This window comes from Streptomyces sp. NPDC003943 (assembly GCF_053605265.1).
This window is the reverse complement of the sequence record NZ_JBSGIW010000039.1, coordinates 1-21,858: the sequence shown is the minus strand read 5'-3', so window position 1 is coordinate 21,858 and position 21,858 is coordinate 1. Positions and strand designations below refer to the sequence as shown.

At 72.6% G+C, this 21,858-nt stretch carries 21 protein-coding genes; 8 read left to right on the top strand and 13 right to left on the bottom strand.

Going from position 1 to position 21,858, the window contains the following annotated elements; all coding sequences use genetic code 11:
• Positions 1–11 precede the first annotated feature (11 nt).
• The 3 genes from ACWEV0_RS17960 to ACWEV0_RS17950 all read right to left on the bottom strand — a co-directional run bounded on the left by ACWEV0_RS17960 (position 12) and on the right by ACWEV0_RS17950 (position 2,242).
• Positions 12–344: a DUF3817 domain-containing protein gene (locus ACWEV0_RS17960; protein ID WP_453150255.1), complete on the bottom strand. Its 333-nt coding sequence runs from the start codon at positions 342–344 to the stop codon at positions 12–14.
• 86 nt (positions 345–430) lie between these two features.
• The gene (locus tag ACWEV0_RS17955; RefSeq protein WP_453150254.1) at positions 431–940 is read right to left on the bottom strand and encodes a MarR family winged helix-turn-helix transcriptional regulator; all 510 of its coding nucleotides are present in this window, start codon (positions 938–940) and stop codon (positions 431–433) included.
• 9 nt (positions 941–949) lie between these two features.
• Entirely contained in the window at positions 950–2,242 is a 1,293-nt protein-coding gene (locus ACWEV0_RS17950; RefSeq protein ID WP_453150253.1) for an MFS transporter, read from the bottom strand.
• Positions 2,243–2,332: 90 nt separating this feature from the next.
• On the opposite strand from ACWEV0_RS17950, the gene ACWEV0_RS17945 reads away from it, so the two are divergent.
• On the top strand, positions 2,333–3,334 hold the full coding sequence (locus ACWEV0_RS17945; RefSeq protein WP_453150252.1) for a DUF5937 family protein: 1,002 nt from the start codon (positions 2,333–2,335) through the stop codon (positions 3,332–3,334).
• Positions 3,335–3,399: 65 nt separating this feature from the next.
• Positions 3,400–4,434: a glycoside hydrolase family 6 protein gene (locus ACWEV0_RS17940; protein ID WP_453150251.1), complete on the top strand. Its 1,035-nt coding sequence runs from the start codon at positions 3,400–3,402 to the stop codon at positions 4,432–4,434.
• A 15-nt stretch (positions 4,435–4,449) separates the two neighbouring features.
• Here ACWEV0_RS17940 and ACWEV0_RS17935 read toward each other — a convergent pair whose 3' ends face one another.
• The 8 genes from ACWEV0_RS17935 to ACWEV0_RS17900 form a co-directional block, all read right to left on the bottom strand.
• A complete protein-coding gene (locus tag ACWEV0_RS17935; RefSeq protein WP_453150250.1) occupies positions 4,450–6,411 on the bottom strand; it encodes a galactose oxidase-like domain-containing protein in 1,962 nt (653 codons plus the stop codon).
• Positions 6,412–6,414: 3 nt separating this feature from the next.
• Positions 6,415–8,277 (bottom strand): glycosyltransferase family 2 protein, encoded by a 1,863-nt coding sequence (locus tag ACWEV0_RS17930; RefSeq protein ID WP_453150249.1) that lies wholly within the window; start codon positions 8,275–8,277, stop codon positions 6,415–6,417.
• A 90-nt stretch (positions 8,278–8,367) separates the two neighbouring features.
• A complete protein-coding gene (locus tag ACWEV0_RS17925; RefSeq protein ID WP_453150248.1) occupies positions 8,368–9,006 on the bottom strand; it encodes a TetR/AcrR family transcriptional regulator in 639 nt (212 codons plus the stop codon).
• A complete protein-coding gene (locus tag ACWEV0_RS17920; RefSeq protein ID WP_453150283.1) occupies positions 9,003–9,674 on the bottom strand; it encodes a DUF4166 domain-containing protein in 672 nt (223 codons plus the stop codon). Before ACWEV0_RS17920 ends, ACWEV0_RS17925 begins: the two co-directional genes overlap by 4 nt.
• Positions 9,675–9,709: 35 nt before the next feature.
• Positions 9,710–10,387 (bottom strand): hypothetical protein, encoded by a 678-nt coding sequence (locus tag ACWEV0_RS17915; protein ID WP_453150247.1) that lies wholly within the window; start codon positions 10,385–10,387, stop codon positions 9,710–9,712.
• A gap of 114 nt (positions 10,388–10,501) precedes the next feature.
• Positions 10,502–11,998, bottom strand: coding sequence for an IMP dehydrogenase (locus tag ACWEV0_RS17910; protein WP_453150246.1), 1,497 nt, complete (start codon positions 11,996–11,998; stop codon positions 10,502–10,504).
• Between the two features lie 251 nt (positions 11,999–12,249).
• Positions 12,250–12,543, bottom strand: a complete 294-nt coding sequence (locus ACWEV0_RS17905) for an MTH1187 family thiamine-binding protein (RefSeq protein ID WP_453150245.1) — start codon at positions 12,541–12,543, stop codon at positions 12,250–12,252.
• Positions 12,540–12,884, bottom strand: a complete 345-nt coding sequence (locus tag ACWEV0_RS17900; protein WP_453150244.1) for a DUF3817 domain-containing protein — start codon at positions 12,882–12,884, stop codon at positions 12,540–12,542. Before ACWEV0_RS17900 ends, ACWEV0_RS17905 begins: the two co-directional genes overlap by 4 nt.
• Positions 12,885–12,991: 107 nt before the next feature.
• Here ACWEV0_RS17900 and ACWEV0_RS17895 point away from each other — a divergent pair, with 107 nt between their 5' ends.
• The 4 genes from ACWEV0_RS17895 (at position 12,992) to ACWEV0_RS17880 (ending at position 15,628) form a co-directional block, all read left to right on the top strand.
• Positions 12,992–13,630 carry an AIM24 family protein gene (locus tag ACWEV0_RS17895; RefSeq protein ID WP_453150243.1) on the top strand — a complete coding sequence of 213 codons (639 nt, stop codon included), beginning with the start codon at positions 12,992–12,994 and terminating at the stop codon, positions 13,628–13,630.
• A complete protein-coding gene (locus tag ACWEV0_RS17890) occupies positions 13,630–14,280 on the top strand; it encodes an AIM24 family protein (RefSeq protein WP_453150242.1) in 651 nt (216 codons plus the stop codon). The genes ACWEV0_RS17895 and ACWEV0_RS17890 overlap by 1 nt, the downstream gene beginning before the upstream one ends.
• A complete protein-coding gene (locus ACWEV0_RS17885) occupies positions 14,277–15,071 on the top strand; it encodes an AIM24 family protein (protein WP_453150241.1) in 795 nt (264 codons plus the stop codon). Before ACWEV0_RS17890 ends, ACWEV0_RS17885 begins: the two co-directional genes overlap by 4 nt.
• A gap of 80 nt (positions 15,072–15,151) precedes the next feature.
• Positions 15,152–15,628 (top strand): MarR family winged helix-turn-helix transcriptional regulator, encoded by a 477-nt coding sequence (locus tag ACWEV0_RS17880; protein ID WP_453150240.1) that lies wholly within the window; start codon positions 15,152–15,154, stop codon positions 15,626–15,628.
• An 86-nt stretch (positions 15,629–15,714) separates the two neighbouring features.
• On the opposite strand, the gene meaB is transcribed toward ACWEV0_RS17880, so the two are convergent.
• Positions 15,715–16,671: a methylmalonyl Co-A mutase-associated GTPase MeaB gene (gene meaB, locus ACWEV0_RS17875; protein WP_453150239.1), complete on the bottom strand. Its 957-nt coding sequence runs from the start codon at positions 16,669–16,671 to the stop codon at positions 15,715–15,717.
• 33 nt (positions 16,672–16,704) lie between these two features.
• Positions 16,705–17,904 (bottom strand): acetyl-CoA C-acetyltransferase, encoded by a 1,200-nt coding sequence (locus ACWEV0_RS17870; protein WP_453150238.1) that lies wholly within the window; start codon positions 17,902–17,904, stop codon positions 16,705–16,707.
• 137 nt (positions 17,905–18,041) lie between these two features.
• Here ACWEV0_RS17870 and mce point away from each other — a divergent pair, with 137 nt between their 5' ends.
• Together mce and scy are read left to right on the top strand one after the other, a co-directional pair.
• Complete coding sequence (gene mce, locus ACWEV0_RS17865) at positions 18,042–18,494, top strand: methylmalonyl-CoA epimerase (protein WP_403791999.1); 453 nt, start codon at positions 18,042–18,044, stop codon at positions 18,492–18,494.
• 185 nt (positions 18,495–18,679) lie between these two features.
• A partial coding sequence (gene scy / locus ACWEV0_RS17860; RefSeq protein WP_453150282.1) for a polarized growth protein Scy occupies positions 18,680–21,858 on the top strand: 3,179 nt, incomplete at its 3' end.

Sequence of the window (21,858 nt, the reverse complement as noted above, 5' to 3'; positions counted from 1 at the left end):
GGGCTTCAGCGTCAGGCGTTGGCCGGGGCCGGCTGCGCGCCGCTGACCAGCGGAAGCGTCTCGGCGACGACCTTGCGCTCGACGAAGAACGCGGCCGTCGGAATCGTGCCCGACACCAGCACCCAGATGAGCTTGCCGAACGGCCACTTGGCCTTGGAGCCCAGATCGAAGGCGAAGACGAGGTAGATGATGTAGAGGACGCCGTGGATCTGGGAGACCACGAGGGTCAGGTCCTTGCCGACGCCGAAGCCGTACTTGGCGACCATGCAGGCACACAGAACGAGGAGCATGACCGCGGTCACGTACGCCATGACGCGGTAGCGGGTCAGCACGCTGGATTTCATGGCATCGAGACTAACCGCCCGATCCGGGCGATCTTCGCGCGGGTCGGGCTCGCCCGGGACGCGTGACAGGGCCCGGTCAGGACCGGTCAGGACTCGTCGAAGTCGCCCGCCGCCACCCGCAGCGGACGCAGCATCGCGAAGATCTCCGCGCACTCCTCCGCGTCGTAGGCCCCGAGGCCGAACTCCATCCCCATCAGGTCGCGGGTCGCCGCCTCGACCACCTCGCGGCCCTTCCCGGTGATGGAGGCGAGGGTGCCGCGGCCGTCGTTGGGGTTGGGCCGCTTGGCGACGAGGCCGGACTTCACCAGTCGGTCCACCGTGTTCGTCACGGACGTGGGGTGGACCATCAGCCGCTCACCGATCTTGGACATCGGCAGCTCGCCGGCCTTGGAGAAGGTCAGCAGCACCAGCGCCTCGTACCGGGCGAAGGTCAGCCCGTACGGCTTGACCACGGCGTCGACCTCGGCCAGCAGGATCTGGTGGGCGCGCATGATCGAGGTGATCGCGGCCATCGACGGGACCGGGCCCCAGCGCTTCTGCCACAGTTCGTCGGCGCGGGCGATGGGGTCGAAGGGGAGACTGAGCGGCTTCGGCACGCGTCGACCTTACCCATGGGTCATCTGACGGTCAGCCGCGTCTCGCCTTTCGGTCGCCTCCGCCGCCGCCCGGGCCGTCGCGCGGACCTCCGCCACCAGCCAGACGAGCACCGCGGTGCCGAGGACGCCGGTCCCGGCGACGACGGCGCGCACCGAGGCGAACTCGGCGGCGACGCCCGCGCCCGCCATGCCGACGCCCTGCGTGGTCATCATGCCCGCGGTCATCAGCGTCATCGCCCGCCCGCGCCGCCCGTCCGGCACGGCGGCGACGAACCAGGCGTCGAGCCCGAGGGTGTACGCGCCGGTCGCGCCGGCCAGGAACAGCGCGGCGGCCGCGAGACCTGGGCCGGGCCCCACCGCGTACAGCAGGAACGGCAGCAGCCCGGTCGCCGCGAGCGGCAGCACGATCCGGGCCCGCGCCCCGGCGCTCAGGAACGCGCCGGCGGCCAGCTCGCCCGCGATCGTGCCGACCGGCAGCGCGCACATCAGCAGCCCGAGGGCGGCCGTCGAGATCCCGGTCTCGTCGGCGTAGGGCGCGGCGAGGGCCTCCGGCACGACGGCGAACAGCGGCGGCAGCCAGAACATCAGCATCAGGGCCCGCAGGCGCCGGTCGCGCAGCAGGCCGAAGGTGGAGCGGAGTCCTTCGCGCCGCCCGTCGGCGGCGCGGGCCGGGCGGCGGGCGGTGCCGAGGCGCAGCAGCAGCGCGGAGGCGAGGAAGGTCAGGGCGGTGATGACGAGGGCGCCGCGCGGCGGTACGACGGTGAGCAGCACCCCGCCGACCCCGAAGCCGGCGAGCATCGCGCTCTGCGCGACGATCCGCAGCAGCGACCGTCCGAGCACGAACAGATCGCCCTCGCCGAGGATGTCGGCGAGCGTCGCCATCCGGGTCCCGGTGAAGACGGGTGACACGACGGCGACCACGGCCCGCAGCACCAGGAGCCCGGCGACCGGGACCGCGGGCGCGACCATCAGCGCCACGCACCCGGCGCACACCAGGTCGCAGACGACGAGCACCCGGCGCGGCGGATGCCGGTCGGCGGTCCCCGCGAACAGGGTCCCGCCGAGGAGGCGGGGCAGGAAGCCGAGCGCGAAGGTGAGGGCGGACATCAGCGGGGAGCGGGTGAGGTCGTACACGAGCACGGTGAGCGCGAGCTCGCTGACGACGACGCCGAGGAGCGAGCAGAGGTGGGCGGCGAAGACGAAGCGGAACTCGCGTACGGCGAAGACGGCGCGGTAGCCGGGTTTCCGGGCAGCGTCGGCCGCGGGCGCGCCGGTGCGCGCCCGGGTGTCGTTCGTGGGCATGACGGCAGCGTGCGGCCTGTCCGGCCGCCGCCCTAGACTTTCGGCTCCAGCCGAATCTCTGCCGCGCTTGCCGCGCTTCCCGGGGGGGCCGTGCCGTACCACCTGCACTTCGGCGAGGCCGATCCGCTGCGAACCCGGTTCGCGATCTCTCCGCTGTGGGAGACGCAGTGCGCGGTGCGGGTGCTCGCCCGGCCCCGGCAGCAGGGGTACCACCTGCCGTGGCTGCGGCGGATCACGGAGGCGGCGCGCGGCCTGGATCTCGCGCCGCTGCATCTGCTGATGCCGCTGCGCGGACACAACCCGGACTTCCTCTACCCGCCGCCGATCGGACCCGCGGCGACGTTCGAGGAGGAGATCGCGGCCGTACGCGACACCGATCCGGCCCTGGTGCCGGATGACCTCGCCCGGGCGCTGGCCGAGACTCCGGGCGCGGCGCGGACCCCTGCCGGGCGGCGGATGCTCGCGGATCCGGCCGGTTCCGTGCGCTGGCTGGCGGATCTGGTGGAACGGGCCTGGGAGGCGCTGGTGGCGCCCGAGTGGCCGCGGCTGCGGGCGCTCCTGGAGGCGGACGTGGCGTACCACTCGCGGCGGCTCGCCGAGGTCGGTCTGGAGCGGCTGCTCACGGAGCTGCACCCGGCCTTCGCGTGGTCGGAGGAGACGGCCACGCTCGTCGTGGACCACTACCGCGGCGAGCACGTGCGCGCCCTGGAGGGCCAGGGGCTGGTCCTGCTGCCGTCCGTCTTCATCTGGCCGGACGTGGTGAGCGGTTTCGATCCGCCGTGGCAGCCGACGGTCGCGTACCCGGCGCGGGGCATCGGCGGGCTGTGGACCGAGGCCCGGGAGCGCACCCCGGACGCGCTGGCGCGGCTGCTGGGTCGGGCCAGGGCGGACGTGCTGTGCGCGCTGGACGAGCCGGCCGGGACCTCGGCGCTCGCGCACCGGCTGGGGCTCGCGCCCTCGTCCGTGTCGGCGCATCTGTCGGTGCTGCGCGGGGCCGGCCTGCTCACCTCGCGCCGCTACGGGCACCAGGTGCTGTACGAGCGGACGCCGCTGGGGATCGCGCTCGCGGTGTCGCAGCCGGACGCCGACTGACCGTTATGTCACGATGGCCCGACCTGTCACGAGCCATCGTCCCGTAGCCCGAACCTGGGGGCCGGATGTCCCGCCGCCGTCACGTCGTCGTCCCCGCCCGTGTCTGCTCCCTCGCCCTGGCCGGCGCCCTGCTGCTCGCCGGCTGCGGTACGGGCGCCGACGGGCCCGCCGCTCCGGTCGGCCCGCCCTCCGCGCGCGGCGAGGCGGCGCCCCCGACCGCCGGCTCGCCGTTCTGGGTGGACCCGGACAGCGACGCGGCCCGGCAGGTGAAGGCGTACGAGGCGCAGGGCCGTATGGAGGACGCGAAGGTGCTGCGGCGGATCTCGGAGCGGCCGGTCGCCGAATGGCCGGACGGCGCCGACCCCGTACCGGACGTCACCAAGGCGGTCCGGGGCGCGGCGCGCGATCTGCGCACGGTGGTCTTCGTCGCGTACAACATCCCGCACCGCGACTGCGGGAAGTACTCGGCGGGCGGGGCGCACGACGGGCAGGCGTACCGGGGCTGGGTGGACGCGTTCGCCCGGGCGATCGGGGACGCGCCGGCGGTGGTCATCCTGGAACCGGACGCGGTGCCGCACATCGTGGACGGCTGCACCCCGGACGAGTACCACGAGGAGCGGCTGCAGCTGCTCGCGGAGGCGGTGGACCGGTTCAAGCGGCAGCCGCGCACCCGGGTCTATCTCGACGCCGGAAACCCGGCCTGGCTGCACACCCCGGACAAGCTGGTGGAGCCGCTGCGCCGGGCGGGCGTCGGGCGGGCCGACGGTTTCGCGCTGAACGTGTCGAACTTCCAGACCAACGACGTCGTACGGGGCTTCGGCGCGGGTCTGTCGCGGCTGCTCGGCGGCGCCCACTTCACCATCGACACCAGCCGCAACGGCGACGGGCCGCTGCCTGGCGACCGGGCCGAGGGGTGGTGCAACCCGCCCGGCCGGGCCCTCGGCACTCCGCCGACGGACCGGACCGGGGACGAGCTGGTCGACGCGTATCTGTGGATCAAGCGGCCCGGCGACTCGGACGGCACCTGCCGGGGCGGCCCGGCCGCGGGGACATGGTGGCCGGAGTACGCCCTCGGTCTGGCGCGCCGGGCCAAGGGATGAGCGGACCGAGGCCGGTCAGGACACCTGGATCCACTTCGCCTCGGACGGGATCCCGTCCCGGTCCGTCACGAACAGCATGTACCAGCCGGGCGGCACGAGGGTCCGGTCCTTCGGCACCTGCACGGTGACCGTCACGCCGTCCGGGTCCTTCGTCAGGCCCAGTTCCACCGAGCGCTGTTCGACGTCGGTGGTGTGGGTGACGGCGCTCGGGCGCATCAGCCGGGCCTTGGCGATCCGGCCGGCGTCCCTGGTCTTGAAGGTGGCGCGGCCGTTCTGGTCGAGTTCCCGCGGGCCTTCGCCGAGCACCGGCCGGTCGGCGCCGGCCCGGTGCAGGGAGGGCGGGGTGAAGACCTCGATGCGCTGCTCGAAGGTGCCGAGCTTGGTGTTGTCGGCGTCGTCGAAGAGCGGGTCGGAGCCGAAGGTGGCGACCCGGCCGTCGGGCAGGAGCAGCGCCTCGGAGTGGTAGTTGCGGCCGACGGTCGGCTCGGCGGCCTCGCTGAAGGCGTTGCTCTTCGGGTCGTAGAACTGCGCCTTGAGGATGTCGCTGCCGCTGCGTCCCCGGTAGTCGCCCGAGCCGCCGCTGGTGAAGACGGTGTCGTCGGGCATGAGCACGCTGCTGAGGTAGCGGGTGCCCCGGGGCAGCCGCGGGCCGTCCTGGAAGACCGGGCTGTCCTTGGACAGGTCGATGATCGAGGTGCGGGCGGTGGAGGCGGGCGACTCGCCGACCCCGCCGCCGCCGAGGACCATCACCTTCTGGTGCTGCGCGGGCGGCAGCAGCAGGGAGGCGGAGGTCTCCAGCTGGTCGGGGTCGGTGAGGCCGGGGAGCTTGGTGAAGGAGTTCTTCCTCAGGTCCCACAGGCCGGGTTCGCGGCCCTTGTCGGCGGGGCCGTAGCCGGCGTTGGAGCCGGTGTAGAGGAGCTTGCCGCCCTTGGTGAGGAAGAGCGCGGGGTAGGTCGGGAAGTAGTGGAACGGGCCCTTGGACCACTTCCTGGTGGCGGGGTCGTAGATCTCGTTGTCGCCGGGGACGACGTCGCCGACGTCGTTGAGGCCGGAGACGGCGAGCACCTTGCCGTCGTCGAGGGTGACGAGGGTGGGGTACCAGCGGGCGTCCTTCATGGGCGAGACCGGGATGTAGCGCTCGGCCTTCGGGTCGAACTCGTAGGCGGCCTTGATGCCCTGGAAGTCCTGCTTCTCGGTGGTGAGCTTCTGGGCGAGGCCGTAGACGTTGTCGGCGTCGTCGCCCTTGAGGCCGACGACCTCGTACTGCGCGGCCTCGGTGGTGAGCGCCTGCGGGCCGGCCTCGACGGCCTCGACGAAGACCCGTGCCTCGGCGGCGGTGACCTTGGTCTTCCACGGTTTCATCTGGCCGCTCTTGAAGTACGAGATCTCGAACTCGCGCTTGGCCTTGGGGACGGTGACGTCGAACTTCGACACGTACTCGACGCCGGACGGGGAGCGGAAGACGGTGCCCTTCCTGAGGGTGACGGCCTTGTCGGGGCTCTCGTTCTTGACCCGCATGCCGCCGCCGGCCTTCTTGACCTTTCCGTCGAGGACCTCGTAGCGGGCGGTGCCGCCGGCGATGAGGAGGTGGCCGTTCGCGAGCTGGGTGTGGCCGGAGCAGAAGAAGTCCTCGGGGGTGGGGATCTTCTTGAAGGTGTTCTTCGCCGGGTCCCAGAGGATGGTGTCGAAGGTGCCGGCGTCGAACTTCTTCTGGTTGTTGCCGGAGCCGGCGACAAGCAGCACCTTGCCGGTGTGCAGCAGGGCGGCGTGGATGGCGTTGATCTTGTACTGCGGCGGCACGTCGACGACGGCCCAGGAGCCGTACTTCTTCTGGTAGCCGGGCTGGGCGATCTTGTACGCGTGGTACTTCTCGGTCGCGAAGGAGACGGCCGCCGGGGCGTTGAGGGCCGCGAGGACGAGGACGGCGCCGCTGCCGAACAGGGTCTTCTTGAACTGCTTGGACGGCCGGTAGGCCATGGCTCAGTTCCCTCCGGTCGTCGTGGGCGCGGTGGTGGGGGCGGGTCCGGTCTTCGCGGCGGCCGGGGCGGCGACGACGGTGACCTGGCCGGCGCCCTCGGCGGCGTCCGTACGGCCGCGGGCGCGGGCCCGGGCCCGGGCCCGGGCGGCGGTGCGGACCCCGGTGCGGACCCGCTCCCGGCGGCGGGCGCGCAGGCTCGTGAAGGTCCAGACGGCGAGCGGGGCGAGCGCGATGAGCAGGGCGAGGACGGCCCAGGTGCGCATGGCCGCGTGGGTGTGGCCGTAGTGGACGGAGGCGGCGAGGGAGGCGACGAGCACGGCCGCCCAGTAGAGGTGGATGCGGAAGGTGAGGACGCGGTCGGGGCTGGCCTCGCCGCCCTTGGGGGTGACGACGAAGCGGCCGCGGGTGCGCAGCAGCGCCGAGCCGAGCGACTTGAGGTAGATGGGCGCGGACAGCGCGGACATCGCCATGCCGGCGAGGCCGCCGGAGCCCTCGGGTTCGTGGGGCGAGACGTTGTGGCGGCGGTTCCACAGGTAGAGGCCGATCTGGAGGGCGACGGCGTCGCTGTAGATCATCAGCCAGACCGAGGAGGAGACCTGGGTGCCGGAGGCGCCGATCCAGAGGAAGAGGACGCAGGAGAGGATGCCGAGGAGCCAGTTGACGGCCGTCATCGGGTAGTAGACGAGCATCAGCGTGTAGTTGAGGAGCCGCCCGGGCGGGGTGCGGAAGGGTGCCTTCCAGTACTGCCTGAGCAGCGTCTCGTACGTGCCCCGGGACCAGCGCAGCTGCTGGGTGAAGAAGTCCGTCCAGGAGGCGGGTCCCTCCCCCACGGCGAGCACGTCGGGCGTGTAGACGGAGCGCCAGTGGCGGCCGGTGCGCGGGTTCTTCCTGCGGTGCAGTTCGAAGCCGGTGGCCATGTCCTCGGTGATGGAGTCGACGAGGCCGCCGATCTGCTTCAGGGCGGCGATCCGCACGACGTTGTTGGTGCCGACGAACATGGGGGCGCGGTAGCGGTTGCCGGCCCGCTGGATCAGCGCGTGGAAGAGGAACTGCTGCGATTCGGCGGCCTTGGTGACGGCGGTGGTGTAGTTGCCGTAGACCTGCGGGCCGACGACGAAGGCGACGTCGGGGTCGCGGAAGAAGCCGAGCATCCGTTCCAGGAAGTTCGGCAGCGGCACGTGGTCGGTGTCGACGGAGGCGAAGAACTCGTAGGCGTCGCCGTGCAGGGCGAGCCAGGCGTTGTAGTTGCCGTGCTTGGTGCGGGCCTTGTGGACGCCCTTCCTGCGGTTCCACTCGGGGACGCCGGCCCGGGTGAAGTGCCGGACGCCGAGCTCCTCGCACAGGGCCTTGGCGTCGGCGTCGTCGCCCTCGTCGAGCAGCCACACGTCGAGCGGCCCGTCGTGCCGCAGCCGGACCGCGGCTTCGAGGGTGGCCCGGACCATGGAGAGCGGTTCCTTGCCGGGCACGTACGTGGTGAGGAAGGCGACCCTGATGCCGGGTTCGGCGCGCACGGGTACGGGGTCGCGGGCGACGAGCGTGGCGTGGGCGATCGACGTGACGTTCACCAGCATGAAGAAGCAGATGAGCCCGATCGAGACCAGCATCACGGTGTCGTACGGGACGCGCCAGACGTCGTCGCCCTCGCGGACCGTCCAGTGGCTCGGCCAGACGAGGTAGACCAGGAGCAGCGCGGAGAGCAGGGGCGCTAGGCCCATGAGGAGGACGGCTCGTATTCGGTGCGGTTCCTTCGAGAGCAGGCTTCTGTACCGCACCCGGTAGCCCCCGGCCGCCGGATCCGGGTCGGGGTCCGTGAGGGGACCGGCGAGTCGGCTGTAGGTGTCGTAGTCGTAGCCTTCCGGCCGCACGGTGCCTCCAGCTGGTGTCGAACAGGTCGATAGCCCCACGAAACGGGACATGAATCGGCGTGTCGACCGGAAGCGTCCGAGTGAGCGGTTTTACGGAAGACGACCCTTTCGGCGCAGTGCGAGGCGGACGGCCTTCTGGGCGACCGGACCGAGCCCGTCGAGCGCGGCCATCAGTGCGCCCAGGTGTTCGAGCGTGTCCAGTGCGGCGCCGGCGCCGTCCGGGTCGACCCCCTCGTACAGTTCGAGCCCCACGAAGGAGGCGGCGACCGCGCGGGCGAGGCCGGCCGGGTCGACGACGCCGTCGAGCGGGCCGCCGGCGAGCACCCGCCGCAGCACCTGCTCGATCTCCGTGATCCACAGATCGAGCCCGGCGGCCGTGGCGGGTCCGAGCCGGGGCTGGGTCTGCGCCCCGGCGAGCAGCTGCCCGAGCACGGCGACCTGTCCGGCGGCCCGCTCCTCGACGTGCATCTCCCGGGCGAAGGCCAGGAGTTCGGAAAGGCTGCCGACATCACGGAGCCGCTCCCGGTACTGCGCGACCCGCTGCTCGGCGCCGTACCGGCAGGCGGCGGCCAGGAGTTCGTCCATCGAGCCGAAGTGATAGAAGACCAGCGCCTGGTTGACCCCGGCGGCCGTCGCCACCGATCGCGCCGACGTCTTGGCGATGCCCTGCCTGACGAGGACTTCCAGGGCGCCTTCGAGCAGCTTGCGCCGGGTCTCCTCGGTGCTCACGCGCGCGCCTCCTCGCGTACGGGGCGGAGCCCCGGGCGGACGCCGCAGGCGCGCACGGAGGCGTACGAGGCGGTGAAGGAGCCCTCGTATCCGAACAGCGGCCCGACGTACGGGTTGACCACCCGGACCCGGATCCGGAAGCGGCCGGTGCGCTCGTCGAAGGACTCGCGCACCTCGGCGTCGGCGCCGACGAGCGCGGGCACGCGGACGTCCACCGGGCCCTCGCGGAAGCGGTGTTCGCCGGAGCGGATGAGCAGCGACCCGTCGGGCTCGGCGGACAGGCGCAGCTCGCTGGCGAGGTGCTGGTGGGTGCCGAGGTAGTCGAGGACGGTGCCGGGCGCCGGGCCGGCCACCATCGTGGCGTCGAAGCGGCGCGGCCCGCCGGGGAGGAGGAAGGTCCGTACGAAGGTGACGGTCTCGCGGCCGTACGAGTCGGGGTACGGCACGTTCTCGATGGTGAAGGGCACGTCGCGGCCGGTGTGCGGGAGCAGGATGTTGCGGGTGGAGCCGAGCGCCAGGAACGGGCGGACGAGGTGCCGGGTGAGCCCACGGCCGTGCCAGATCCGGTCCATGACGCCGCGTCCCACGCAGAGTTCACCGCTCGCGAGCCCGACGGAGAAGCGCCGCCGGAGCTCCGGGTGCAGGCGGGCGAAGGCGTCCTCGCCCATGGCGGTGCGGAAGATCGAACTCGGGCTCTCGGCTCTCACGGCTTCTCCGGTGGGGTGCGCAGACAACGGCGGGCGGCGGGGGTGCGCGGTGACGGCGGTACGAGGAGGGCGGCGGCGCAGGCGAGGGCCAGGGCCGCGGGGTGGACGGCGGCGCCGAGGGCCGTCAGCAGGGCGCGGGCGGCGAGTTCGAGCTGCCAGTGGGTGCGGGCGCGCTCCGGCGTGAGGCCGTGCTCGCACCACAGGCGCAGCCGGTCGAAGGACCAGGCGGTGGCCCAGCCCATGAGGGGCCGGAGGACGAGCCGGTCGGCGAGCCGGCCGAAGCGTCCCCAGCGGGGCCGGTAGTCGTAGCCGGTCAGGAACCGGATGCCGGCGGCCCGGTCCGGTCCCGGGACGTACCGCCAGTACCCGCTTCCCTCGGCGAGGAGGGACAGCGGGTCCGGCGAGGCGAACCGGAGCGAGGAGACCCGCTCGCCCCCGGCCTGGTGGCGCTCCCCCGCGGAGACACCGGTGCCGGCGACGACCAGGAAGGGCAGCACGCGCACGGCGTACCGGAACCGCCGCGGCTCGCCCTCGGCCTCGGCGCCGGGCTCGCCGGGCAGGTAGGCGATCTCGGTGAACCGCAGATCCCACCGCTCGTGCTGCGCCGGATCCTGGGTCCGCTCCCAGAGCGTCTCCAGACCGGCGCGCACGCGCGCCTCGACGTAGAGCCCCAAGGCTCCGCCCCCTCCCCCGTTTTGAGCGACCGCTCAAGCGACGCTCATGGAGGACGTTAGCGGGGTTTGAGCAGTCGCTCAAGATCTCCGCCGAGCCCGGGCCCCGACGCCCCCTCAGGACACCGTCGCCGACGCCTCCCGCACCGTGACGTTCGCGTGGCTCTCCTGGAAGCTCTGGTCGGAGACGAGGGTGAGGCGGGCCGTGGACTGGAACTCCGGGAGGGTGGTGGAGCCGCAGGAGACCATCGTGGTCTTGAGCTTGGCGACGGTCAGGGCGAGGCCCTCGTTGAGGTCGCCGGCGTAGGGGACGTAGCCGTCCACGCCCTCCTCGAAGAGGAGTCCCTGGCCTCCCTGCCCGTAGCGCTGCCAGTTGCGGGCGCGGTTCGAGCCCTCGCCCCAGTACTCCTTCACGAAGCCGTCGCGGGTGGGCAGCTTCGCGCCGGCCGCCTGGTCGAAGCGGGCGAAGTAGCGGCCCATCATCACGAAGTCGGCTCCCATGGCCAGCGCCAGGGCCACGTGGTAGTCGTGCACGAGGCCGCCGTCGGAGCAGATCGGAACGTAGGCGCCGGTGCGCTCGCGGAAGGCGTCGCGGGCCGCCGCGACGTCGAGGACGGCGCTGGCCTGGCCGCGGCCGATGCCCTTCTGGTCGCGGGTGATGCAGATGGAGCCGCCGCCGACGCCCACCTTGACGAAGTCGGCGCCCGCCTCGGCGAGGAAGGTGAACGCCTCGCCGTCGACGACATTGCCGCCGCCGACCGGGATCTCCGGGTAGTGCTTCTTCACCCAGGTCAGGGCCTGGGCCTGCCAGTCGCTGTAGCCGTCGGACGAGTCGAAGCACAGCGCGTCCACGCCCGCTTCGAGCAGGACCGGGACGCGCTCCTGGTAGTCGTGGGTGTTGATGCCCGCGCCCACGCGCAGCCGCTTGGCGGAGTCGACGAGCTGATGCGGGAAGCGCTTGTTGTCCGTGTAGTCGGAGCGGAACACCAGATGCTGCAGCCGGCCCTCGGCATCGAGCACCGGGAGGCAGTCGAGGCGCTCGTCCCACAGCCGCGCGTTGGCCTCGGACAGGGTGATGTCGGGCCCGGCGTGGGCCAGGTCGGCGACGGCGGTCATCCGGCCGCTGACCGGTCCGTCCAGGTCATGCCGCTGGGGGTGGAAGTCCCGGGAGGTGACCAGGCCGAGCAGGCGGCCGGTGGCGGTCCCGTCGTGGGTGACCGCGGCGGTGTCGTGGCCGGTGCGGCGCATGACCTCGGCCAGGACGCCCAGGCTGTCGTCGGGGCGGACGTTGGTGTCGCTGGTGACGAATCCGGCCTTGAAGTTCTTCACCTGGCGGACCGCCGCCGCCTGGTCCTCGATCGGCTGGTTGTGGTGCACGAAGCTGAGCCCGCCGCTGCGCGCGAGCGCGATCGCCAGCTCGGGCGTGCTGACGGCCTGCATGATCGCCGACGTGAACGGGGACTGCAGCTCGATCGCCGACGCCTCGCCCACGGTGTGCCTCACCAGGGGCGTGCGCAGGTCGACGGTCGCGGCCGAGCAGTCGGTCCGAGTCCGGTTCGGCAAGAGCAGGAACTCGTTGAACGTCCGCGAGACCTCGGCGATGATCTGTGCCACTCGTTCCTCCTGGCCCGTCGGCCGGGGCCGACTGCCCCGCGCCGTGAGGACCGCCCCCCGTGTCCCGGGGCCCGGGCAGGCAGAGATCGGCACGGCAGCCGTGGAGTTGCCACGCACCGCGGCAGAGCCCTGACCGGCCCACGGATCGAACGAGGGTGCGGTCGTTGACCGAGGACCCTATCGATCAGGGCGGCCGCGGCGCGAATCGGACCGCCGGGCGGGCCGCCCGGGCCGGGGAGAAGCGGCGGCCGTCAGTCGGCCAGGTGGCGCTCCACCGTCGCGACCTTCGAGGTGAGGCCGTCCGTGACGCCCGGACGGATGTCGGCCTTGAGAACGAGGGAGACGCGGGGCGCCCGCGCCTCGACGGCCGCGACGGCGCGCTTGACGACGTCCATGACCTCGTCCCACTCGCCCTCGATCGAGGTGAACATGGCGTCGGTGCGGTTCGGAAGGCCGGACTCGCGCACGACGCGGACGGCGTCGGCGACGTACTCGCCGACGTCCTCGCCGACGCCGAGCGGTGTGACCGAGAAGGCGACGATCATGCGTTCACGACCCCCTCGCGGCGGGCGCGGGAGGCGATGACCGCGTCCTCGGCCTCGCGCTTGAGCCGGCGCTCGGCGACGAAGCCGCCGAAGGGCAGGACGGAGAGGACGAAGTAGAGGGCCGCGGTCCTGAAGGCCCACTTGGTGCGGTTCCAGGCGTCCAGCCAGAAGAGCACGTAGAGGATGAACAGCACGCCGTGGACCATGCCCATGACCGGCACCGCGTCGAAGCTCGTCGTCCGCTTCAGCACCGAGCAGACCAGGAGCAGCAGGAACGAGACGGCCTCCGGCGCGGAGACGAGCCGGAGCCGGTGCAGTGAGGATGCGGTCTTGATGTCCACGACAGGGGTCACCTTCGTTCGATCTTGTGAACGGATGCACAAGGGCCGTTCCATTGTGCATGGCGACTTTGCTGTTCCTTTGTCCGGGGGGCCAGTACGGTCCCTCCGTGGCAACGTTTCGACTCCAGGGCAGCAAAGTGCTCGCCGTGACGATGACCGGCGACGCCGTGAAGGCGAAGAACGGCTCGATGGTGGCCTATGACGGCCAGATGGCGTTCAAGAAGATGAGCGGCGGCGGTGAGGGCCTGCGCGGCATGGTGACCCGCCGGCTCACCGGGGAGCAGATGGAGGTGATGGAGGTCCGCGGCCAGGGCACCTGCTGGTTCGCCGACCGGGCCTCGGAGATCAACCTGGTCCAGCTGCACGGCGACAAGCTGTACGTCGAGGCGAGCAATCTGCTCTGCACCGACGCCGGCCTGCGCACCGGCACCACCTTCACCGGGCTGCGCGGCGGCGCGACGGGCAACGGCCTGTTCACCACGACCGTGGAGGGCACCGGGCAGGCCGCGATCATGTCGGACGGCCCGGCGGTGGTGCTGCGGGTGAGCCCGCAGTACCCGCTGTCCGTGGACCCCGGCGCGTACATCGCCCACCAGGGCAACCTCCAGCAGCACTTCCAGTCGGGTGTGACCTTCCGCACCTTCCTGGGCGAGGGCGGCGGCGAGGCGTTCCAGATCCGCTTCGAGGGCGACGGCCTGGTCTACGTGCAGCCGAGCGAGCGGAACACGATCGGGGGCGACGTCTGATGCCGTTCCGCGAGGTGAATTCCAAGATGGTCGAGGCCACGGTCGTCCCGGGGCAGCGGCTCTTCAGCCAGCGCGGCGCGATGCTCGCGTACCGCGGCGAGGTCAGTTTCACGCCGAACCTGACCGGCGGTCAGGGCGGTCTGATGTCGATGATCGGCCGCCGGGTGGCCGGCGAGGCGACGCCGCTGATGACGGTGGAGGGCAGCGGCACGGTGATGTTCGGGCACGGCGGCCACCACGTCCACGTGATCCGGCTGACCGGCGACACCCTCTACGTGGAGGCCGACCGGCTGCTCGCCTTCGAGGGCACGCTGGAGCAGGGCACGATGTTCATGGGCTCGCAGGGCGGGGTCATGGGCATGGTGCGCGGCCAGGTCACCGGGCAGGGCCTGTTCACCACCACCCTGCGCGGTCACGGCGCGGTGGCGGTGATGGCGCACGGCGGTGTCATCGAGCTGCCGATCACCCCGGGCCGCCCGGTGCACGTGGATCCGCAGGCGTACGTGGCCCACCACGGCGACGTGAACAACAAGCTGTCCACCGCGCTCGGCTGGCGCGACATGGTGGGGCGCGGCTCGGGCGAGGCGTTCCAGCTGGAGCTGAGCGGGAGTGGCGCGGTGTACGTGCAGGCGTCGGAGGAGAAGCTGTGAGCACCCCTGTGATCCACGATCCGCAGTCCCTGCCGTCGGACGACAACGTCAACGCCTACACCTTCTGCGTCGAGCTCAAGGGCTCTCCGTGGTTCCTGCAGAAGGGCAAGATGATCGCCTACTACGGGCGCATCGAGTTCAACGGCATCGGTCACGGCCGGCTCGACCGGCTGGTCCGCACGTCGTTCCACTCGCCGCTGCACGCGAGCGACTGGGTGGTGGCCGAGGGCAGCGGGAAGATGCTGCTCGCGGACCGGGCCTTCGACGTCAACTCGTACGACCTGGACGAGGGCAACCTGACGATCCGGTCCGGCAATCTGCTGGCCTACCAGCCCTCGCTGGCGCTGAAGCAGTCGATCGTGCCGGGCTTCGTGACGCTGATCGGCACGGGCAAGTTCGTGGCGGCGTCGAACGGGCCGGTGGTCTTCATGGAGCCGCCGCTGCGGGTCGATCCGCAGGCGCTGGTGGGCTGGGCCGACTGCCCGTCCCCGTGCCACCACTACGACCACGGCTATCTGACGGGCGTGATGGGCGGGCTGCGGGCGCTCACGGGCATCGGCGGCTCGTCGGGCGAGGAGCACCAGTTCGAGTTCGTCGGGGCGGGTACCGTGTTGCTCCAGTCGACGGAGCTGATGATGCCGGACCGGGCGATCGGCGAGCCGGGTGCGCAGCCGGGGGTTCCGGGCGGTCACGGCGTGCCCGGGGCGCATGGTTCCGGCCAGGGGCCGCTGGGCTCCGTACCGCGTCTTCCCGGCCAGCTCGGGGACCTGCAGCGGCGCTTCGGTCTGTGAGCGGTAGTCTGCGGAGCGTGACGCGTCGAACACACTCCCAGAATTCGTCAAGTATTCAACTTCTTAGGTAGAATCCATACATGGAGACCGAGACGGCCACCCCCTGGCTCACCGACGCCGAGCAGTGCGCCTGGCGCACCTATCTGGACGTCAACAGAATGCTGACGTACCAGCTGGAGAAGGACCTCCAGCCCTTCGGCCTGACGATGAACGACTACGAGATCCTGGTGAACCTCTCGGAGTCGGCGGAGCGGCGCCTGCGCATGAGCGACCTCGCGGCGGCCACCCTGCAGTCGAAGAGCCGGCTCTCCCACCAGATCACCCGCATGGAGAACGCCGGTCTGGTCCGGCGGGCGAACTGCGAGTCCGACCGGCGCGGGCTCTACGCGGTGCTCACCGACCAGGGCATGGAGACCATGCGGAAGGTCGCCCCGCACCACGTCGAGTCGGTGCGCAGGCACTTCATCGACCAGCTCAGCGCCGAGGCCCTCGGCGACCTGCACGAGTCGCTGAAGCCCATCGCCGAGCAGCTGCGCGGCCTCCGCGGGAAGCCGTAGCCGCGGCCCCTCAGGGGTACGGCGAGGGCCCGGCGCCCCTCACGGGTGCCGGGCCCTCGCCGTACGCGTGCTCGTACCCGTGACGGCTACTTGCCCGTCAGGCTCGCGATCAGCTCGTCCGAGGCGGCGTACGGGTCGAGCTCACCGGCCGTGATCCGCTCCGCGAGCGCGTCGAGGCGCCGGTCGCCGTGCAGGTCGCCGATCCGCTCGCGCAGGGCCGTGATCGTGATCGTCTCGACCTCGCGGGCCGCCCGGGCCCGGCGGCGCTCCGCCAGGACCCCGTGCTCCTCCATCCAGGCCCGGTGCTTCTCCAGGGCCTCCACGACCTCGTCGACGCCCTCGCCGCGCGCCGCGACCGTCTTCACGATCGGCGGCCGCCAGTCGCCGGGCCCGCGCGCCTCGCCGAGGCCCAGCATGTGGTTGAGCTCGCGGGCGGTGGCGTCGGCGCCGTCCCGGTCGGCCTTGTTGACCACGTACACGTCGCCGATCTCCAGGATGCCCGCCTTGGCGGCCTGGATGCCGTCGCCCATGCCCGGGGCGAGCAGCACGACCGAGGTGTCGGCCTGGGAGGCGATCTCCACCTCCGACTGGCCGACGCCGACGGTCTCCACCAGGACCACGTCGCAGCCGGCCGCGTCGAGGACCCGGATGGCCTGCGGGGCGGACCAGGCGAGGCCGCCGAGGTGGCCGCGGGTGGCCATGGAGCGGATGTAGACGCCCGGGTCGGAGGCGTGCTCCCCCATCCGCACCCGGTCGCCGAGGAGCGCGCCGCCGCTGAACGGCGAGGACGGGTCGACGGCGAGCACGCCGACCCGCTTGCCCGCCTTGCGGTACGCGGAGACCAGCGCCGAGGTCGAGGTCGACTTGCCGACGCCGGGCGAGCCGGTCAGGCCCACCACGTAGGCGTTGCCCGTGAGCGGGGCGAGCGCCGCCATCACCTCGCGCAGCTGCGGGGACGCCCCCTCCACGAGCGAGATCAGCCGGGCCACGGCGCGCGGCCGGCCCTCCCGTGCCTGGTCGACCAGTGCGGGGACGTCCACCATGTGCAGCTGCTCCTTGAGGTGATTACTTGCCGGTTAGGCCGGGACCTTGACGATCAGGGCGTCGCCCTGGCCGCCGCCGCCGCACAGGGCCGCCGCGCCCACGCCGCCGCCGCGGCGCTTGAGCTCCAGGGCCAGGTGCAGCACCAGACGGGCGCCGGACATGCCGATCGGGTGGCCGAGCGCGATGGCGCCGCCGTTGACGTTCACCTTTTCAGGGGTGACGCCAAGGTCCTTCATTGACTGGTGCGACACGGCGGCGAACGCCTCGTTGATCTCGATCAGGTCGAGGTCGGAGACGTCCAGGCCCTCCTTCTTGAGGGCGTGCAGGATCGCGTTGGACGGCTGCGACTGCAGCGAGTTGTCGGGGCCGGCCACGTTGCCGTGGGCGCCGATCTCGGCGATCCACTCCAGGCCCAGCTCCTCCGCCTTGGCCTTGCTCATCACGACCACGGCGGCGGCGCCGTCGGAGATCTGCGAGGCGGTGCCGGCGGTGATGGTGCCGTCCTTGGTGAAGGCCGGGCGGAGCTTGCCGAGGGACTCGACGGTGGTCTCGGCGCGGATGCCCTCGTCCTGGGAGAAGACGACCGGCTCGCCCTTGCGCTGCGGGATCTCGACCGGGGTGATCTCGGCCTCGAAGACGCCGTTCTTCTGGGCGGCGGCGGCGCGCTGGTGCGACAGCGCGGCGAGCTCGTCCTGGACCTCGCGGCCGATGCCGAGGCGGGTGTTGTGCTTCTCGGTGGACTCGCCCATGGCGATGCCCTCGAAGGCGTCGGTGAGGCCGTCGTACGCCATGGCGTCGAGCATCTCGATGGCGCCGTACTTGTAGCCCTCGCGGGACTTCGGGAGCAGGTGCGGGGCGTTCGTCATGGACTCCTGGCCGCCCGCGACGACGATGTCGAACTCGCCCGCGCGGATCAGCTGGTCGGCGAGCGCGATGGCGTCGAGACCCGACAGACACACCTTGTTGATGGTGAGCGCGGGGACGTTCATCGGGATGCCGGCCTTGACGGCGGCCTGGCGGGCGGGGATCTGCCCGGCGCCCGCCTGGAGCACCTGGCCCATGATCACGTACTGCACCTGGTCACCGCCGATGCCGGCCCGGTCCAGGGCGGCCTTGATGGCGAAGCCGCCGAGGTCGGCGCCCGAGAAGGACTTGAGCGAGCCCAGCAGGCGACCCATGGGCGTGCGGGCGCCAGCGACGATCACTGAGGTGGTACCGGTCGTTCCAGACATGAGGCGCAGCCCCTTGGGATGAGGAGTGAACGAGGGTTTACCGCCAATGTACTGAGCCGTGGCGCGCCGGGTCACCGGCCTGCCGGTGTGACGGCGCGCACGTTGCGTAACCATCCGGTCGGCGCTGCACTGGAGGCATGCTGACGCGTATCGACCACATCGGGATCGCCTGCCGGAACCTCGACGAGACCGTGGAGTTCTACCGGGCGACCTACGGCTTCGAGGTGTTCCACGAGGAGGTCAACGAGGAGCAGGGCGTCCGCGAGGCCATGCTCAAGATCAACGAGACCTCGGACGGCGGGGCCTCCTACCTCCAGCTCCTGGAGCCCACCCGGGAGGACTCCGCGGTGGGCAAGTGGCTCGCCAAGAACGGCGAGGGCGTGCACCACATCGCCTTCGGCACGGCGGACGTCGACGGGGACGCCGCGGCCATCCGCGACAAGGGTGTCCGGGTCCTCTACGACGAGCCGCGGATCGGCTCCATGGGCTCCCGGATCACCTTCCTCCACCCCAAGGACTGCCACGGTGTCCTGACGGAACTGGTCACTTCGGCAGAGCCGTCCGCTGACCACTCCTCAGCGGAGCACTGACCTCCGGATTCCCGGCCCGGTAGAGTGGGCGGCTCCGGGCCGGGGCCGGTCGGGGCTGCGTGCGCGCGGCACCGAAGTCGGGATGTCGGGGTCGTCCGATCTGCGCCGATTCCCCGGGGGCCCGTCCTCGGCCGTGAGGGCGTGCTCGTTGGAGTGTTGCGACCAGGGGACGGATGGACCGCGCAGTGCGGGGCTACGAACGCCAGGAGAGCCACCGAGCTGAAGACGACCATCTCTCGCGCTTCGAAGCCGAGATGGAGCGGCTGAAGAAGGAGCGGGAGAAGGCCGTCCAGCACGCCGAGGACCTCGGTTACCAGGTCGAGGTCTTGCGTGCCAAGCTCCACGAGGCGCGCCGCACCATCGCGTCCCGGCCGGCCTACGACAGCGCGGACATCGGCTACCAGGCCGAACAGATGCTGCGCAACGCGCAGATGCAGGCCGAGCAGCTGCGCCAGGACGCCGAACGCGAGCTGCGCGAGGCCCGCGCCCAGACGCAGCGCATCCTCCAGGAGCACGCCGAGCAGCAGGCCCGCCTGCAGGCCGAGCTGCACACCGAGGCCGTCACCCGCCGCCAGCAGCTCGACCAGGAGCTCAACGAGCGCCGCCAGACGGTCGAGTCGCACGTCAACGAGAACGTGGCGTGGGCCGAGCAGCTGCGCGCCCGCACCGAGTCCCAGGCCCGCCGCCTGATGGAGGAGTCGCGCGCCGAGGCCGAGGCCTCGCTCGCCGCCGCCCGCGCCGAGGCCGCCCGGATCACCGAGGAGACCCGCCGCCGGGTCGGCGCCGACGCGGAGGCCGCCCGGGCCGAGGCCGAAGCGATTCTGCTGCGCGCCCGCAAGGACGCCGAGCGGCTGCTGAACACCGCGGCCGGCCAGGCGCAGGAGGCCACCAGCCACGCCGAGCAGTTGCGTTCGAGCACCGCGGCCGAGACCGAGCAGGCCCGCCGCGAGGCCGCCGAGCTGTCCCGCGCGGCCGAGGTCCGCGTCCAGGAGGCCGAGGAGCGGCTGCGCGAGGCCCGTACGGAGGCCGAGCGGACCCTCGCCGAGGCCAAGGAGGCCGCGGCCCGGCAGATCTCCGGCGCCGAGACCGCCAACGAGCAGCGCACCCGTACCGCGAAGGCGGAGATCGCCCGGCTGGTCGGCGAGGCCACCAAGGAGGCCGAGGCGCTCAAGGAGCAGGCCGAGGAGCAGCTCCGGGAGGCCACCGCCGCCGCCGAGAAGATGGTCTCGGAGGCCGGCGAGAAGGCCCGTACGGCCGCCGCCGAGGACTCCGCCGCCGCGCTCGCCAGGGCCGCCCGGCAGGCCGAGGAGATCCTCACCAAGGCGTCCCAGGACGCCCAGGAGACCACCCGCAAGGCCGCCGAGGAGGCGGAGCGGCTGCGCCGCGAGGCCGAGGCGGAGGCCGACCGGCTGCGGCACACCGCCGAGGAGCAGGCCGACGAGCTGCTCGGTTCGGCGAAGGACGACACCAAGGAGTACCGCGCCAAGACGGTCGAGCTGCAGGAGGAGGCCCGCCGGCTGCGCGGCGAGGCCGAGCAGCTGCGCGCCGAGGCGATCGCCGAGGGCGAGCGCATCCGCGGCGAGGCCCGCCGCGAGGCCGTGGGCCAGATCGAGGAGGCGGCGAAGACCGCCGAGGAGCTGCTCACCAAGGCCCGCACGGACGCCGACGAGCTGCGCGCGAGCGCGGGCGCCGAGAGCGAGCGGGTGCGCGGCGAGGCGATGGAGCGCGCCCAGACGCTGCGCACCCAGGCCGAGGAGACCCTGGAGCGCACCCGCGCCGAGGCCGAGCGGATGCGCGCCGAGGCCGAGGAGCAGGCCGAGTCCGTCACGGCGGCGGCGGAGGCCGCCGCCGTGGCGCTGCGCGAGGACGCCGAGCGGGCCGCCGCGGCCCGGCAGGCGGAGGCCGCCGACGAGCTGGCCCGGCTGCACGGCGAGGCCGAGACGAAGCTGACGTCGGCCGGCCAGGAGCTGACCGACGCGCGCGCCGAGGCCGAGCGGATCCGGCGCGAGGCCGCCGAGGAGACCGAGCGGCAGCGCGTCGAGTCCGCCGAGCGGATCCGTACGCTGCAGGCGCAGGCCGAGACCGAGGCCGAGCGGCTGCGCGCGGAGGCCGCCGCGGACGCGTCCACCACCCGTACCGAGGCGGAGACCGCGGCCACCGCGCTGCGCGAGTCCGCCGAGGCCGCGGCCGAGCGGCTGAAGTCCGAGGCGCAGGAGACCGCCGACCGGGTGCGCGCCGAGGCCGCGTCCGCCGCCGAGCGGGTCGCCGCCGAGGCCGCGGAGGCCCTTGCCGCCGCCCAGGAGGAGGCCAACCGGCGCCGCCGGGAGGCCGAGCAGACCCTGGACTCGGCCCGTTCCGAGGCCGGCCGCGAGCGCGAGCTGGCCCGGGAACAGAGCGAGGAACTGCTCGCCTCCGCCCGCAACCGGGTCGAGGAGGCGCAGACCGAGGCGCACCGCCTGGTCGAGGAGGCGGAGGCCCGCGCGACCGAGCTGGTCACGACGGCCGAGGCGACCGCGCAGGAGGTGCGGGACTCGGTCTCGGGCCTGCGCGAGACGGCCGAGGAGGAGATCGCCGGCCTGCGCAGCGCGGCCGAGCACGCCGCAGAGCGCACCCGCACCGAGGCGCAGGAGGAGGCGGACCGGGTCCGCGCCGACGCCTACGAGGAGCGGGAGCGGGCCACCGAGGACGCCAACCGCACGCGCGAGCGCGCCCAGGAGGAGTCCGAGGCGGCGAAGGCGCTGGCGGAGCGGACGGTCACGGACGCGCTCGCCGAGGCGGAGAAGCTGCGTTCGGACGCCGTCACCGAGACGGAGAAGCTCCGTTCGGACACCGCCGAGTACGCGCAGCGGGTACGGACCGAGGTCACCGACGCGCTGGCCTCGGCCGAGCAGGACGCGGCCCGCACCCGGGCGGACGCCCGCGAGGACGCCAACCGGATCCGTTCCGAGGCGGCCGCGGCCGGCGAGAACGTCGTCGGCGAGGCCCGTGCGGAGGCGGAGCGCATCGGCGAGGAGGCCGAGCAGCTCCTCGACGAGGCGCGCAAGGCCGCCGACAAGCGCCGTGCCGACGCCGCCGAACAGGCCGACACGCTGATCGGCGAGGCGACGGCCGAGGCGGAGCGCATCGGCGAGGAGGCCGCGCGGCTGCTCGCGGAGGCGGAGCAGGTCAAGGCCGACGGCGAGGCGGAGGCCGAGGCCCTGCGCGCCGCCGCGCGCGCCGACGGCGAGCAGGTCCTGGACGAGGCCCGCAAGGCCGCCGACAAGCGCCGTGCCGACGCGGCCGAGCAGGCCGACACCCTCATCAGCGAGGCGGCGGCGGAGGCCGAACGGCTCACCGCGGAAGCGGCCGAACTCGTCACCGAGGC